General features: G+C 29.3%; 14 protein-coding genes. 4 read left to right on the top strand and 10 right to left on the bottom strand.

The window, feature by feature from the left end; all coding sequences use genetic code 4:
- The first annotated feature begins 90 nt into the window (after window positions 1-90).
- From AC1RP9_RS01420 to AC1RP9_RS01410, 3 genes are read left to right on the top strand one after another with little or no spacing between them, the layout of a single operon-like run.
- The gene (locus AC1RP9_RS01420; RefSeq protein ID WP_481822604.1) at window positions 91-483 is read left to right on the top strand and encodes a hypothetical protein; all 393 of its coding nucleotides are present in this window, start codon (window positions 91-93) and stop codon (window positions 481-483) included.
- Window positions 483-1,787: a site-specific DNA-methyltransferase gene (locus AC1RP9_RS01415; protein WP_481822739.1), complete on the top strand. Its 1,305-nt coding sequence runs from the start codon at window positions 483-485 to the stop codon at window positions 1,785-1,787. The genes AC1RP9_RS01420 and AC1RP9_RS01415 overlap by 1 nt, the downstream gene beginning before the upstream one ends.
- Entirely contained in the window at window positions 1,787-4,183 is a 2,397-nt protein-coding gene (locus AC1RP9_RS01410) for a DEAD/DEAH box helicase (protein ID WP_481822603.1), read from the top strand. Before AC1RP9_RS01415 ends, AC1RP9_RS01410 begins: the two co-directional genes overlap by 1 nt.
- On the opposite strand, the gene gyrA is transcribed toward AC1RP9_RS01410, so the two are convergent.
- The 5 genes from gyrA to AC1RP9_RS01385 form a co-directional block, all read right to left on the bottom strand.
- Window positions 4,180-6,834, bottom strand: a complete 2,655-nt coding sequence (gyrA, locus tag AC1RP9_RS01405; protein WP_481822602.1) for a DNA gyrase subunit A — start codon at window positions 6,832-6,834, stop codon at window positions 4,180-4,182. The genes AC1RP9_RS01410 and gyrA overlap by 4 nt on opposite strands.
- Before the next feature lie 144 nt (window positions 6,835-6,978).
- Window positions 6,979-9,129 carry a helix-hairpin-helix domain-containing protein gene (locus AC1RP9_RS01400; protein WP_481822601.1) on the bottom strand — a complete coding sequence of 717 codons (2,151 nt, stop codon included), beginning with the start codon at window positions 9,127-9,129 and terminating at the stop codon, window positions 6,979-6,981.
- Window positions 9,122-9,850, bottom strand: coding sequence for a nuclease-related domain-containing protein (locus AC1RP9_RS01395; protein ID WP_481822600.1), 729 nt, complete (start codon window positions 9,848-9,850; stop codon window positions 9,122-9,124). The genes AC1RP9_RS01400 and AC1RP9_RS01395 overlap by 8 nt, the downstream gene beginning before the upstream one ends.
- A 66-nt stretch (window positions 9,851-9,916) precedes the next feature.
- Window positions 9,917-10,882, bottom strand: coding sequence for an MIP/aquaporin family protein (locus AC1RP9_RS01390; RefSeq protein ID WP_481822599.1), 966 nt, complete (start codon window positions 10,880-10,882; stop codon window positions 9,917-9,919).
- Window position 10,883: 1 nt separating this feature from the next.
- Complete coding sequence (locus AC1RP9_RS01385; RefSeq protein WP_481822598.1) at window positions 10,884-11,921, bottom strand: NAD(P)-dependent oxidoreductase; 1,038 nt, start codon at window positions 11,919-11,921, stop codon at window positions 10,884-10,886.
- Between the two features lie 175 nt (window positions 11,922-12,096).
- On the opposite strand from AC1RP9_RS01385, the gene AC1RP9_RS01380 reads away from it, so the two are divergent.
- Window positions 12,097-12,822 carry a DNA-processing protein DprA gene (locus AC1RP9_RS01380; RefSeq protein WP_481822597.1) on the top strand — a complete coding sequence of 242 codons (726 nt, stop codon included), beginning with the start codon at window positions 12,097-12,099 and terminating at the stop codon, window positions 12,820-12,822.
- A gap of 16 nt (window positions 12,823-12,838) precedes the next feature.
- On the opposite strand, the gene rpmA is transcribed toward AC1RP9_RS01380, so the two are convergent.
- From rpmA to AC1RP9_RS01355, 5 genes are all read right to left on the bottom strand, one after another.
- The gene (rpmA, locus tag AC1RP9_RS01375; RefSeq protein ID WP_257043813.1) at window positions 12,839-13,108 is read right to left on the bottom strand and encodes a 50S ribosomal protein L27; all 270 of its coding nucleotides are present in this window, start codon (window positions 13,106-13,108) and stop codon (window positions 12,839-12,841) included.
- Between the two features lie 10 nt (window positions 13,109-13,118).
- Complete coding sequence (gene rplU, locus AC1RP9_RS01370; RefSeq protein WP_481822596.1) at window positions 13,119-13,418, bottom strand: 50S ribosomal protein L21; 300 nt, start codon at window positions 13,416-13,418, stop codon at window positions 13,119-13,121.
- A gap of 103 nt (window positions 13,419-13,521) precedes the next feature.
- The gene (locus tag AC1RP9_RS01365) at window positions 13,522-13,773 is read right to left on the bottom strand and encodes a hypothetical protein (protein WP_481822595.1); all 252 of its coding nucleotides are present in this window, start codon (window positions 13,771-13,773) and stop codon (window positions 13,522-13,524) included.
- A 77-nt stretch (window positions 13,774-13,850) separates the two neighbouring features.
- The gene (locus tag AC1RP9_RS01360; RefSeq protein ID WP_481822594.1) at window positions 13,851-15,173 is read right to left on the bottom strand and encodes a YitT family protein; all 1,323 of its coding nucleotides are present in this window, start codon (window positions 15,171-15,173) and stop codon (window positions 13,851-13,853) included.
- A gap of 105 nt (window positions 15,174-15,278) precedes the next feature.
- Entirely contained in the window at window positions 15,279-16,544 is a 1,266-nt protein-coding gene (locus AC1RP9_RS01355; protein WP_481822593.1) for a YitT family protein, read from the bottom strand.
- Window positions 16,545-16,564 lie beyond the last annotated feature (20 nt).

Raw genomic sequence — 16,564 nt, 5'->3', positions numbered from 1 at the left:
TTCTTTTCTTTTTTTAGTATTTTATTTGACAAACGTTATTATTACAGTGCTGAAATAGGTATAATTTTTACATAATTTTATGGAGGATAAATGAATAAATTAAAAGATTTGGTAAAAAGTTACCATGAAAAAGTTGATCAAATTGTCAAAAGTAACTTGAACAATGATCAAAAAGAACTAATCAAACAGATTTTAGTTGATGTTGCAAATAATAAAAATGCTAATGAATCAACAATTCAACAAGTATATCAATTGCTGATTCAAAGAGTTAAAATCGGATTTACTTTCGATGTAGCTCCAACAAGTAAAGTAGATACTATCTCGTACCTTACTAAAAACAAAGAGTTTTCTTTTAAAGGTGATGAAAACTCTACACAAAACACCCTCATTATTGGGGAAAATTTTGATGCTCTTAAAAATCTTATTTTTATAGAAGCAGAGAGAGAGAGAGAGAGAGAGAGAATAATTACGGTTATGATGTAATTTATATCGATCCTCCATACAATACTGAAAGATCTGCACTGGAAGGAAACGGAATTGCAGATGATAAAGAAAATATTGACGCTAAGAAATTTATATACCGTGATAAATTCAGTCGAAACGGTTGATTAAATATGCTTAAAGAGCGTTTAGAACTTGCTTATAAACTTCTTAGTGAACAAGGAGTTATTTTAATTTCAATTGATGATAATGAACAAGCATACCTAAAAGTACTAATGGACACAATTTTCGGTGAAGAAAACTTTGTTGCTAATTTTGTATTCGCAAGAGTAAAAGCACCTAAAAACAATGCAAAATTTATATCAACAAATCATGAATATGTTGTTGCATATGCTAAAAATCTTCAAAAAATTAATGTTAAATTAATCAAAAGAACAAAGGAGCAATTAGGACAATATAAAAATAGAGATAACGACCCTCGAGGTCCTTGAGATAGAGTTTCTCTAACAGCGCAAGCATATATTCCTGAAAAAGATTTTGAAATTGAATTTAAAGGTAAAATTTACAGACCAACTAAAGATAAGTCTTGAGCATTTACTAAAGAAGAAATATACGAAATGATCGCAGATAACAGAATATATTCAGAAGGTAAAATGCTTAGACGAAAATTATTTCTTTCTGAGGCTAAAGAAGGAGTGACTCCAATTTCTGTTATTTATAATGATAAATTAAATGAGGGAATAGATAATAATTGAGACACTGATATATTTGGTATATTCACTGGTAATTACTTAAATACACTTTTAATTGATAAAAAAGAACACGGAAACTCTCAAAATGGTACTGAAGCACTTGGGGCTATTTTAACCGGAAGACAGTTTGACTATCCAAAATCAGTAAAATTACTAATTCATTTAATCGATATTTTTTCAATTGAAAATTCAAGAATTTTAGATTTTTATGCTGGTTCAGGGACAACTGGACAAGCTGTTTTGGAATTAAATAGAAAAAAGGGTGGTAATAGAAGCTATACTCTTGTAACAAATAATCAGAATAAAATTGCTTATAAAATAACATACGAGCGACTTTATCGAATAAATAAGGGAAAAGGTCATAAAAGTAAAGAAAAGTTTAAATGAATAGATAAAAATAAATCATTCAATTCAAACTTAGATGTTTTTGAAGTTAAATATAAAAATATGGGTTTACAAAGTGAAGAAAAACTTGATAATTTGCTCCATGATGTAAATCAAATGCTTGTTGATTTTGGAATTAAAAACTTTTCTCTCTCAAGCGATAAAATCTTAACAAAATTAAGAGCTTTAAAAGCTATGGGAGAACAATAATGGACTTTCAGCTATCAGAAATTCAAAAAAGAGCAGTAAGTCAAATATTACATTTTTGAGAAAAAAGATTTTTAAACCCAAAGAACAAAAAGATAATTTTTAAAGCTCCAACTGGAAGTGGGAAAACTTTCATGATTGCAAATGTAATAGATGAAATTCTAAACAAGAAAACTATTGACAAGAAATTATTTTTCTTAATTGCAACCATTTCTTCTGCAAATTTACCTTTGCAATTTACTGATAAACTCAATCAATATCAATCTTCATTGGATAATAATAACTTAATTATCAAAAATGTCCAATCACCTTCTAGTGATAAAAAAAGTAGAAAAAGAGATTACAATCTTAATTTTACACATAAAGGTTGTGATGTTATGGTTGTTGGTAAATCATCATTTGGAAGTGGAAGAATTTTTACACAATATGAAATTATAAATGCTTTCTTTGAAGAAATTAAGAACGATAATTCCGTTGAACTTATTTACATTCGTGATGAAGCTCATATTGGTACTGACGAACGAGCTGTAAATGATCAAGGAATTGCTAATTTCGAAAAATTAGCCAATGATGTTGCTTCGTTTTCAATTCAAATGACTGCCACTCCCCATGATGATATAAATCTTGTTGAAATTACTGAAAACGACTTAGCTACAGATAAAACCAAGCAATTATTAAAAAAACAAGTTCACTTTAATGTTGATTTGCAGGACTTAGACTCTGTAGATGATGAACAAGTTTTACATGTGGCTTGTCAAAAATTTAAAGAAATTAAGCAACAATATGGTGATGATAACAATGAATATCTCAGAGGAATTAATCCAGCTATGTTAATTCAATTGAGAAATAGTAAGGGTTCAGGTAATTCAAAAGCTGATTTACAATTAGAAGAAGATATTCGGAAATACATTGAAATTATTGAACAAAACGGTTTAACTTGAGCTAAGTATTTTAGTGAACAAAAAACTTCAACCAATACTAGAGAGCAAATTACTTTAAAAAAATTATCAGCTAATAATTCTGGTATTGATGTTATTTTCTTTAAAGTTGGACCAGCAACCGGATGAGATATTCCTCGTGCTTGTATGTTAGTTCAGTTAAGAAGAGTTTACTCAAAAATTCTCAATATACAAACAATCGGAAGAATTAAACGTAATCCAAATCCTAACAAAATTCTAGAACATGATAGTATCGCAAATCAATGTTATATTTATTCAAATGTATCTGAAACAATTAATAATAGTGTAATTTCTTGAAAACTCAAGGACGAAATCAAAGAACTTAATTTTAAATTATTTACCGGAAAAATCAATGTTAAAAACAACCAAAAGAGTTTTGATAGAATAGCTTATCAAAATGAATTAGATTTTTTAATTAATAAATCTGACATAGAATCATTTCTTTTTGAATTTATAAAATATTATAAAGACAATGGGTTTTTAATCGGAGAGGAGAATATTTTTCAAAAATCTGAGAATGAGCAAAGTGTATATATTATTTCAAAATTATATAATAAAGTTGAATTACGTATTTTTGTTAACAAACACAGGGTTCTAAAGGAAAAATATTTTAATATTTTAGAACCAAATTATCTGCTTAAAAAATATGAACAAATATCAAAAAACATCAAATTTGATTATTTTGATCAAGATTGATTTGAGTATATTATTTATAAAAAATTAATCCATTTAATTGAAGAAAAGTATCATCAATATGTTAAAAATATACATATGGATCCTCAATATAATATTGATATTAAGGAAATTGCCCAGGATTATTCACAAATTTATGATCAATTCAATGAGAAACATATATACAAAATCACTAAAAACATCAAAGAAAAGTTCCCCTATGAAACAAATAAATATAATAAACTTTTTCTAGATTCCAATAGTGAAACCTTATTTTTACAACAATTAAATAGGGTTTTAAGATTAAAGAAAAAAGTACTTCAAAACATGACTCTATGAAATCGAAATCAGACATCTGGGGGAGTTTCATATGAGTATATAGAGGAAACAAATGATGATGTTCAAGTAAGAAAAAGTTTTCCTGATTTATATTTAATCCTAAAGAAAGTACATATTGTAATAATCGAAATTAAATCAGCTAAAAATGATATTGACCCACAAAAAACTGAGAGATTGCTCCATGCTTATGATCAATATGTTAAACGATTTAAACAACTACAAGAAGAAAAATTATTTACTACTAATAACGAAATTAGGACATTAACTATGCTAGTTTATAAACCAAAAGACAATTATTTTGGAAAAGTTCAAGGAAGTAGTTCGATTAAACAATTTCAAGAATTTTTAAATTCAATTCAAAGTAATGATGTTAGTTTAGAACAGATAATTGAACGAATTATGGAAAGCAATCAAAAATCAGGAAATTAAATTTCCTGATTTTTTTCTTCTTGGGTTTGCTCTAGTTCTTCTGATTTAATGACATCAACAGCAACTATTTCATCACCTTCTTTAAGGTTAATTATTTTGACTCCTTTGGTATTACGTGAAGTGAGTGAAATTTGATTAATTTTAATTCGAATAGTGTTACCACTAGTAGTAATAATGATTAATTCATCTGCTAGTGAAACAAAACGTGCAAAGACTAAATGACCAGCTTTATCTGAGTTAATTCCAGCTACTCCTTTGGCTCCACGATTAGTAATTCTAAATTCATCACTCTTAGTTAATTTACCGTATCCTTGACTTCCAAGTGAAAGAATGTACTCTCCATCTGAGCTTGATGAAGCTGAAATAACGTGTTGATCATCTTCAAGATGAATTGCTTTAACTCCGATCGCAACCCGACCAAGTGAACGAAGTGAATCGGCACGGAACACTACAATGCTTTTTTGATTATTAGCAATTAAAATATAATCATCATTTGAAGCAATAAATGCCCGAACTAATTCATCACCTTCATTAAGTTTAAAAGCGTTAAGTCCATTTCTTCGTACATTAATAAATGAAATAAGCGGGCTTTTCTTAATAATCCCTTTTTTAGTAACCGTTGTTAAATAAGTATTTTCGCTATAATCAGGAATATCAAGCATTGAAATAATTTTTTCTCCGTTTTGGACATCTAGATTTTGAATAATGTTAATAAACGGAATTCCTTTAGATTGTTTTGATCCTTGAGGAATTTGGTGAGCACGAATTTTGTACGCTTTTCCTTTGTTTGAAAATAATAATAAATCAGTATGTGTGCTGGTATGAATGATGGTATTAATATCATCATCATTATAAGTTTTCATACTAATTGAACCAACTCCACCACGATTTTGAGTGTTATATTCAGATAAAGAAACACGCTTTACATATCCATTCACACTGCTGGTAATGACAATTTGCTCTTCAGCAATAAGATCTTCATCGGAAATAACACCAACTGCTGAAGAATCGATTTTAGTTCTCCGTTCATCATTAAATTGCTCTTTGATTTGGTTCAATTCATCAATAATAAGTTGAATTAATTTTTCTTCAGATTCTAAAATTGATTGAAGGTAAGCAATCTCTTGACGTAATTGATCAATTTCTTGAGTCATTTTTTCATAATTAAGACCGGTTAGTCTTCTGAGTGACATATCCAAAATAGCTTTAGTTTGCTTTTCGCTTAATTCATAACGTTGTGCTAGACGTTCTTGTGCTTGAGCATCAGTTTTACTTGATTGAATAATGTCAACTACTTCACGAATGTTTTGAATAGCAATTTTTAAACCATCAAGAATATGAACTCTTTCTTGAGCTTTGTTTAAATCAAATTGTAAACGACGAGTAACCACTCTTTTTTGGTGTTGCAAGTAAACTTCAAGTGCATCTTTAAGATTTAATAATTTTGGCTCCCCGTTAACTAGAGCAACCATATTAACATTAAAATTGGTTTGTAAATATGACTTTTGATATAGTTTATTTAATAGAATGTGTGGATTAACTCCTTTTTTAACATCAATTACAATCCGAATTCCTTCACGGTTGGATTCGTCCCGTAAATCTGAAATTCCTTCAATGACTTTATCCTTGTGCAATTCAGAAATTTTTTGAACAATGGTTGATTTTTTAATGGCATATGGAATTTCTGTAACGATAATTTTGGATTTACCGTTTGAAAATTCTTGTACTTGACATTTTGAACGAACTGGAATTTTTCCTTTTCCAGTTTCATAAGAATCATAAATGCCTTTAGTTCCTAAAATAATAGCTCCAGTTGGAAAATCTGGTCCTTTGATATATTCCATTAATTCTTTAGTACTAATGTCTTTGTTTCTAGCATAAGCAATAGTAGCATCAATGGCTTCACCTAAATTATGTGGTGGAATTTCTGTGGCCATTCCAACAGCAATTCCAGTAGCTCCAGAAACTAGTAAATTCGGAAAACGAGAAGGTAAAATTTCAGGCTCTTTTTCGCTAGCATCGTAATTATCAACAAAATCAACAGTGTCTTTTTTAATTCCTTCAAGCATTTCAGCAGCTACTTTAGACATTCTTGCCTCAGTGTAACGCATAGCAGCAGCTTCATCACCATCGATTGAACCAAAATTACCATGACCATCAACTAGTGGATAACGCATTGAAAAGTCTTGCGCCATCCGCACCATAGCTTCATAGACTGAAGAATCACCGTGTGGGTGAAATTTCCCTAATACATCTCCAACAATACGAGCACTTTTACGATGTTGACTTGAAGGAGTGATTCCAAGTTCGCTCATATCAAATAAAATTCTACGATGCACTGGTTTTAGTCCATCACGGGCATCAGGTAAAGCACGTGATACAATAACGCTCATAGCATATTCTAAGAACGAAGTGTTCATTTCATTATCAATTGCAATTGGAGCAACACTTTCGGTTGCTTCTTCAATAATTTGGGGTTGAACTTGATATTGCTCTTTTAATTGAGGAATTTCCTCTTCAAATTCTTCTTGAATTAATTTTGCTGTTTTTTTTCTAAAAACAACTCGATTGTTTTCTTCGTATTCGTATTCTTTATCTTCTTCTAAAGATAATTTAATTTCTTCTTCGTTTTTATTTTTATTTTGAGCCATATTTAGTCCTTTATAATAAAATATTAATTTTATTATATCACTTTCCACATTTTTAGCGAATAAGTGATAAAATAAAAGACCTAATTATGTTATTAATTGTAAAAAAACAAATACTGCTTTGAGTATTTGTTAGTTGAATAAAAATTAATTAGCTAAAATACCTGAAATTTTTTTGTTTTTTAAATCAACACTTTCGATAATACAATTTAACACCATCCCTGGATAATAGAGGTCAATTGGAGATTGGTCTTTATTTAATTGTAATTTTGAGCTGTGGATAAATAAACTGGTTTTAATTCCAATGTATAAGAATACTCCAAAATCAGTAACATTAGAAACAGTTCCTTGAATGTGCATTTGAGGTTGAATATATTCATCATTGATAATAGAATCTTTTAAAATAAAACCATCTTTAGAATTACGGATTAATTTAGTTGGTGAACTGAGAGCATTTAAAATTAATTCAATTTGGTACACATTACTTGCATATAGATTAACCAATTCATCAATGTTTAAATGTGAAACATTGATTCCATTTTCATTTGGTTCAAGTCCACAATCGCTAATAATTTGCTTAGTGAGTGCATATGACTCTGGGTGAATAAAAGTTTTGTCTAAAAATTCTTTCGAATTGAAAATTCGCAAGAATCCAATTGCTTGCTCAAAGGTTTTTGCACCAATTCCTTTCACTTTTTTAAGTTCGTTTCGGTTATTAAAAACTCCATTTTCTTTTTTATATTCAACAATATTTTGAGCATGTTTATTTGATAAACCTGGGACATAAGTAAGAATTTCCTTAGTAGCTGTATTTAAATCCACTCCAATTGAAGAAACCACCTTTTGAACCTTAAAATCAAGATAACGTTGTAATTCTTTTTGATCTACATCGTGTTGATATTGTCCAACTCCAAGTGATTTAGGATCAATTTTAATCAGTTCGTTTAAAGGATCTAAATATTTACGTCCAATGTTAATAGCACTTCGTTGTTGCTCGTCTAAATGTGGAAATTCCTCACGAGCACTCTTGCTTGCTGAATATACACTTGCTCCTACTTCAGAAACAATTGCATATTTAACATTTAATTGATATTGAGCAATTAAATCGCTAATGAATTTTTCAGTTTCCCTAGAAGCAGTGCCATTTCCTATTACAATAATGCTAATATTATGTTTTTTAATTAAATTTAGAGTGATTTTTGTAGCATTATCCACATTTCTTGCAGATGTAAATTTGGCAGCAAAGGGAGGAAAAATTTTCACTACTTCATCTAAAAGCTCTCCGTTTTGATTTAAAGGAGCTAATTTACATCCATTTGCAAAAGCCGGATCAATCGCAATAATGTTATGTCCTGAAACAGAAGGTCCGTTTAATATCTTTTCAACTAAATTTGAAAATAAAATAATTGAATTGCTTTCAGCTTGAGCAAAAAGATCGTTAAAAATTTCTCTTTCTAAACTCGGTAAAATTAATCTTTTTAAAGCATCTTGAGCGGCTAATTCAACTAAAGTACGATTAATTTTGTATCGATCATATTTTCACAAAATATCGTCTAATAAGAATTCTTGCTTATATTCAAAGCTTAATTTAAGAATTTTATTCTCTACCCCTCGGTTAATTGCCATTACATTATGGTTTTTAATTAATTTAATTGGGATTTTATATGAATAATAGATTTTAAAAGTTTCATGTTCATCTTCAACTTTTGGATTTTTTAGGGTACTAATAAATCCATATTGAATAATTCGTTCTTTGAATTTTTTTCGTAATTCTAAATCTTCAGAAAAAATTTGAGCAATGATGTAATTAGCTAATTCAAGTGCTTGTTCAATTGAAGTTACTTTATCATTTAAATATTTTTGAGCTTCTTTTTGCGGAGAAAAATCTTTGTTTTTGTTATATAAAATCTTTTTAGCAAGAGGTTCAAGTCCTAATGCAATTGCTTCGCTAGCTTTGGTGATTTTACCTTCTTTATATGGCTGATATATTGCTTCAAGCTCAGCTTTACTTTGAGCTTGAAGAATGTTATTTTTTAACTCTTCACTTAATAAATTCTTCTCTTGCAAAATTTTTAAAATTGCTTCTTTACGCTTAAATAGTTCACTTTGGTATTTGTGTAAGTCTTCAATTTTATAAATTTGCTCATCACTAAGTCCCCCGGTGACATCTTTACGATAACGGGAAATAAAAGCTACTGTATCTCCACTTGAAAGCATATCTAAGACCACTTGTACTTGTTCTGGGGTAATATTAAGTTCACTTGCTACTATTTGAATTGCTGATTTTAAATTAGACATTTTTCTCCTTATTAATTATTTGCTTAAATTGATTATTTTCTATATGAGTTTTGATTTTAGCTATTTTTAGAGTATGAAGAATGACATCCTTTTTACCCTTGGGTGGTAATTGCTTGGCGCTTTTTTCTAAAGTAGCTAAATGATATTTAAGAGTTAATAAATTCGTTAAAATAACGTGTTTATCTAAATTAGACATTTTGATTTTTAAATCATTTGGAAACACAATTAATGAAGCTATTGGAATTTTGTTTCCAATTGTTTTCCATATATGTTGAATATGTTTTTCATTTTGTAAAACAGGATTTTTAAAGCTCATTCGTTTTCCACCACTTGAACTTAATTCGACATATTCACTTGCTCCATCACCAGTCATGGTTCCATTAAAAGCTTTATATTCTAAAACTACAATTAATGACTCGCTTACTAATAAACCATCAACTTCATACATTTTGGAATTATATTGATATAAAGCACCACTTACATGAGTAAATAAACTATGTTTGGTTAGTTTTTTAACCAAAGCATTGACTTTTTCTTCAAATTTAAATCCAATTTTTTTTCGTTTCTTTTGTCTTGTTTTTAAGATTAAATAAGCAAAAATAATACTTAAAAGCAAGAAACAAATCAGTACAATTGCAATAATTGTAGCTGTTATTCCATTGTCTATTCATGATGTTGAATGATCATTTTCTTGAAATATTTGATTAAGTTGGTCGGACATATTTTCTCTGTTTTTATATTATAACAAAGTCGTAAAAAAGAAGGTTCATAACCTTCTTTAAACGAGTTAACTTTTTTGTTCTTGTGATGAATCGGTAAGTTTTTTTAATTCATTATTTGAGATTAATGATTTAGTTTGAGTATTTTTAAATTTAATGATTTTATGAAGTAATGGATTGAAATAATGTTCATTAAATCCTTGTAAAAAGACATAAAATACACTTGCAAATAAATCAGCTAAAATCATGGTCACTGTTGCAATTGAAACACTATTAATAACTTGCTCAGCATGAGCATTCCCAGTGCTATATAAGAATAATGTTGGAAGTTGTTGAGCTAATCCGCGAGCTGGATTCATTGCAAAACTCCCACCACTTATTCCAAGTAACATTGACATTGAAATGATTACCAAAATCATGAAAATACGATATTTTTCTTTGATTATGGCTGAAAAATAGGCAAATAATAATAAACAACAAATCAATAATTCAGTTAAAAAAATCACTATAATCCCTAAGTTTAAACTTGGTTTAATGGTTTGAATTTCAACTAAAAAGATTTTTTGAGCTGCTGCGTATGTATCAATTGGTTGATTAGCTAATCCGTTTGCATTGGTGGATGTTCCGATTAAAAAGATAAAGCTTCCAGCAACAATTGAAGCGAGAAATTGGATAAATACTTTATATGAAGTGTATCATCCATTATGCATTCCTTTTAAATACCGAGTAATACTTACAATCGGATTCAGATCACAACTTCAGCGAATAAAAATTAATAAACAAAGACCTAAAACAATAAATCCAGTAAAAAAACCAACCAGTCCATTGTTTAATAAAGCTCATTTTTCAAGTGTATGACCAGAAATATTAATACTTAGTCCCGCAAGTCCAAAACAAAGTAATAAGGTTCCAAAAAATTCACTTAATCCGTGGGTAAGTCAAGTATAAATATCAATTGGAACCAGTGCATTAGCTTTTTGCTTGGAAGTGAGTTTAAAGTAAGAAAAGAGCTTTTTGAAAATTAATGATTTCATATTAACCGTTATGAACTTTACCATCTGGCATTAATTTTAATGTATTGGTAAAGTCTCCACGTTGAGCTGCATTAGCATTATCTAAAGTAATTTTAGCAATTTGACTAAGTGCTACATCGGTTAAATATGCATAATGTGGTGTGATAAGGACATTATCCATTTGAATTAGTTCTTTTCATTCTGGATCGAGTTTTTCAAACTCATCTTTATCAGCGGAATGATCAATGAAAAATCTTCCTTGTTCACGTTCAAGCACATCACAAGCTAGTCCACGAATTTTTCCGCTTTTTAGACCCGCTAATGCTGCACTAGTATCAATCATTTCTCCACGAGCAGTATTAACAATAATGACTCCATCTTTCATTTTACTTATCGCTTTAGCATTAATAATGTGTTTAGTTGAAGGGAGTAACGGAGCATGGAGCGAAATAAAATCACTTTGACTCAGCATTTGGTCAAAAGTGACAAATTCAAATCCTAATTTTTGAGCTAATTCAGGATTGCTTGCTTGAAGCGGTTCGTCAAATACCAAAATTTTCGCTCCCATTCCTTGCATAATTTTGATAAACGCTTGTCCAATTCTTCCGCTACCAATAACCCCAACAGTTGAATTATTAATACATTTCCCGAGTAGTCCAGTACTTGTAAAATTATAAGCAGAAACTCTTTTGTGGGCAATTAGTAAATTACGATTGAGTGTCATAAGCATTAAAACCGCCATTTCAGCAACACTTTCAGCTGAATAATTAGGAACTCGAAATACCTCAATTCCTAATTTATTAGTTGCTTCAAGATCGATATTGTCATATCCCATTGATCTTTGAAGTAAAAATTTAACTCCATTTTTATGTAATTGTTCTAAAAGTTCTTTATTAAATTTAGTGTTAACCGATCCACCAATTGCATCAAATCCTTTCACTTTATCAATGGTATCTAAAGTAAGATTTTCTTTAAAATATATAAATTCATGCTGATTATTGTTGAATTGATCTAAATATTTATTACGTTTTCCTTTTGCGTCAAAAAATGCAATTTTCATGATTTCTCCTTATATTGGTCTTTTAAGTATAGTTAAATTATATTAAATTCTGCTTAAGTCCAAATTTGCAAATGAATTTATCAAGCTGTTGAATCTACTGATAAAGTGTAAAAATATCGCTTTTGTTTATTATTTGAGTATTTTAACAAAATACTTATTGTTTTAATGAGGTTTTATGAATAAATTACTATTATATTTTGCTCACAAATTCAAAAGTGATACATATACTATTTACAAAAATATGCGAGAACCACTGAAAAATGTGGATGAAGAGATTGAGAAAATATCTAATTTATATCAAGAGTACCAAATTAGGTTTATTGATATGTATGATGATTTATTTCCAGATAGTTTGCTTTTTTATAAATATCCACCGATCGGATTTTTTGCTAAAGGAAATTTTGATTTGCTAGCTCACGAACAAAAGGTTTATTTGATTAGTGAAGAAGAAAATGATCTTTTTATGAGCTCAAATATTTTGAAAATTGTCCGTAATTGTGTGATTGTAACTAATTATTTTAATAGTGAAAAACCACTTATTGATAAGCTCAAAAAACTAGGAGCTAAAATTATTTACGTGCTTAAAAGTGATTTAAATAAAGTAGACCAAGAAAATATTACTGAAAATGAACTTTATATCACATTAACACCTTTTTTTGATCATCCACGAAGATCCAGTTTTAAAACTAGCAATCTATTTATTGCAGCTTTGTGTCAAAGATTAATTATTTTCTCAACGCAAAATAATACTAAAGCAGAAAATTTAATCTCAGCTTTTGCAAATTTAAATAAAGATGTTTTTTGCTTTCCGTCCCAAAAAATCAATGGATACAACAACCAATTGATTAAAAATGGTGTTCAATTAGTAACCATGATTAGTGAATGTATGATTCTTGAATAAAAAAACAAAATGTCAATTATGACATTTTGTTTTGCTTTTCAGGGTAAACTGAAACATATTTTCTGTTTCTTTTGCTTTCGTATTTTACATAACCAGTAATTTTAGTAAATAAGGTATCATCTCCACCACGTCCAACATTTACACCAGGGAATATTTTAGTTCCTCTTTGACGGTAAATGATTGAACCTGCACTTGCAAATTGTCCATCACCTAACTTAGCACCGAGTCTCTTGCTATGACTATCACGGCCGTTCTTAGTCGAACCACCGGCTTTTGTTTTTGCCATTTTCTAAGTCCTATCCTTGAATTGATGTAATTTTAATTCTTGTGTATGGTTGACGGTGTCCAAGTTTTCTCTTGTGAGTTGACTTTGCATTGTGACGATATACCACGATTTTCTTTGCTTTACCTTGTTTTTCGATTATACCTTGTACGATTGCGTTTGGAACATAAGGTTGACCAATTTTTGAATCAACAAGCAACACTTTATCAAATGAAACTGTTGCTCCTTCTTCTCCTTCTAGTTTTTCAACAAAGATGGTTTGACCTTCCTTAACCAATAATTGTTTACCACCTGTTTCGATAATTGCGATCATGCAAATACCTCCAAAGTTGGCTCGTCCTTAAGGTGGCTAAATGCACTTAAAACCTTTTTGGTACGGTTACTTAGAGTAACATTTGTAATTATACACTAAGAACTTAGAAACTAATGTATTTATTTAAACTATTTGAGCTTGATTTTTCAAGGCTTTTGGAATTATCTCATTTATATGAATTAGTTTTGTCTTTAATTTCTCCGCTAACTGAAAGTGAAGATTTAATCAATCCAACAATTGGAGCAATGGAATTAATAATTAATGGAATTGCAGTAAGTAAAGCTGTAATTGCAAATCCTGGAAAAATGTGCTGATATTGATTATATTCAAGTTTACTTAATTGATTGAGTTTCATTTTAACCCTCCTTTCTCATTAAGTAATAAATTTTTGGTTTAAAAAGTAAAATAAAAAAATAATAGCTCAAAAAGCTATTATTGCTCAACATATTGAGTGTCAAATTTTCCGACCACATTTCCAACTGGAATGGTTGAAATTCAAGCATTAGGATCGATTAATTTCAAATCACTAATTAAGTTTTTGGTTTCAAATAATAAAACGACTGTTTCTACTTTAGTTTTAGTTTGTCCATCATACCCTGATTTAAAGCTAACAAATTGATAACTGTGTCAGTAGTGAATGGTATTAAAGTATTCAACGATTTTATCAATTTCGCTTGAAACAATCACCATTTTAATTTTTTTGTATTTAGGATAAATTATTGAAACCACAATATTGCTAATTAAAATGTAAGTGAATGTTGATAATTCTCTCACTCCAAAAATAGTAGTGTATTTTTGGGTTTTAGCTACAATGTTGGGTTGGACAAATCCTCAAATAAGTAAAAAGATAGTTGCTGTAATAATTCCAAACAAACTTAATAATCCACCAATGGAACTTTTTCTTTTGGTCACAAAGTAATAAGCAATAATATCAGTTCCACCAGTTGAGCCACCAGCTTTTCATGCAAGTGAAACTGAAATCCCGACAAAGAAGGCTCCTAGAGCACAATAAAGTAAAAATGGTCAGGTGCGTCCTTCGCTGTATCATTGAATTTTTAATAAAGCAATTTTATCAGTGTAATGATCATTAATTCAAGCTTGTAAGTTTTCAGGTTTGAGATAATAAATTCCATCTTTAAATCCTTCACTAGCACTTGTTTGAATTCCGATTTTTTCTATTGCACTAGTTAAATTTGGATGAATTGCTCCACTAGTTGGATCTGAATAGAAAACATTAACATTAATATCATCTGGAACTAAGTTAATGATTGATGTAATAAATTCATAAATAATTGGTTGGGTGAAAATTAGGTTAGCTAAAATTTGTGAGACCATAAAGGTTAGGGTTAAATATAAAAAGCTTTTTTTGACTTTTTTCCAAAAAATAATAAATAATGGAATATTGACTGCTAAGAAAATTAACGCAAAATAAGGACGTAATTGACGAATTAAAATTTGAAGCAATGTCGGAATCCCTGTTCATCCTGAAGGAACTGTATCTCCGCGAGATAAGAAAATTTGAATCGCAAAGTTAAATAAAAAAGCTGATACAAGGACTAATAACACTCTTCACCAATAGCGTTGAAAAAGGACATTTAAAGTTAGTTTAACTGGCTTATGATGAGCTAAATATTCACCCATTTTGTAATCTGATAAGATTAAACTACACTTGGAATGATCTGTTTGGATAAAATTATTCTTGCTTAATACATCTGAGCTTGATTGGGTATTGTTTTGTTGTACTGAGTTGTTCATAATATCAATTGTTAAAATCAATTATATTAAAAAGTAGTAAAAAGTTAAATAAATAAAAAAGACCTTGTAATATTTTTTACTAGGTCTTTTGTGGTTATATGGTTTTTATTGATCCACGTATTGAGTATCAAATTTTCCAATAATTGAATTCACCGGTGTAAGTGAAATTCAAGCGTTTGGATCAACTAATTTGAGATCGTGAATTAAGTTTTTGCTTTCAAATAATAAGACAACCGTTTCAATTTTATATTTATTTTGTCCGTCATATCCTGACTTAAAGTCAACAATTTGGTAACTATGTCAGTATTCAATGGTTTTAAAGTATTGGACAATTTTATCAATTTGAGTTGAGACAATCACCATTTTAAGTTTTTTGTATTTTGGATAAACTATTGAAATGGTTGCACTAGCAACTAAGATGAATAAGAAGGTGGCTAATTCTCTAGCTCCAATAATAGTTCGATAATTAATTTGGTCTGCTGAAGCAATATTAGGTTGGAGAAAGGCTCAAACTACTAAGAACATAATTCCCATTGTTGTTGCGACAATACCAATGGCTGCTCCAACTGATTTTTTTCTTTTAGTTACATAGTAATAAGCAATAATATCAGTTCCAGCACTTGAAGCTCCTCCCATTCATGCAATACTTGCCGAAAGTCCTACAAAGAAAGCTCCAATCGCACAGTAAAGGAAGAATGGTCAGGTTTTACCTTCGTTATATCATTGAAGTTTAAGTAAATCAATTTTATTTTGGTATGAATCGTTCATGTATTCTTTAACTTTATCCAAACCATCAGTTGGAACACCAAAGTGTTCAAAACCTTGTTTTAGATTCTGTTTAATCACACCATTAGAGTCAAAAAATTCTTCAGGACGTAAGGTATCAGGAACTAAGTTAACAACAGAAGTAATGAATTCAACCACTTTGTCATTACTTAAAACAATATTAGCTAAAATTGAAAAGATTAAAAAGAGCATAGTTAGATATAAAAAGCTTTTCTTAATTTTTCTTCAAAAAATTGCAAATAAAGGTAAATTGACCCCAAAAAAGATTAATGCAAAATATGGACCAATTTTAGGATATAGAATAATTAGTAAGGTTGGAAAACCACTAAATCCGGTAGGAACTGTATCCCCTCGAGTAAGGAAAATTTGAATAGCAAAAACAAATAGAAATGATGAGAGTAAAACTAAAAGCACTTTTCATCAATAACGTTGAAAAATCTCTTTAAGATTTATTCTTTCAGATTTATTATTGAGTAAATACTCACCCATTTTGTAATCTAATAATTTTAAATCACTCGTTGAATCAGTATCTATAGAATGTTCATTTGTAGATATTGTTATAAATTTTTTTCTTTCATTTTTCATAGTGTTTACTTTTTAAATTC

The organism is Mycoplasma sp. 3686h (assembly GCF_056781225.1).
The sequence above is the reverse complement of the archived record's forward strand: the minus strand, read 5'-3'. Positions and strand labels throughout refer to the sequence as shown.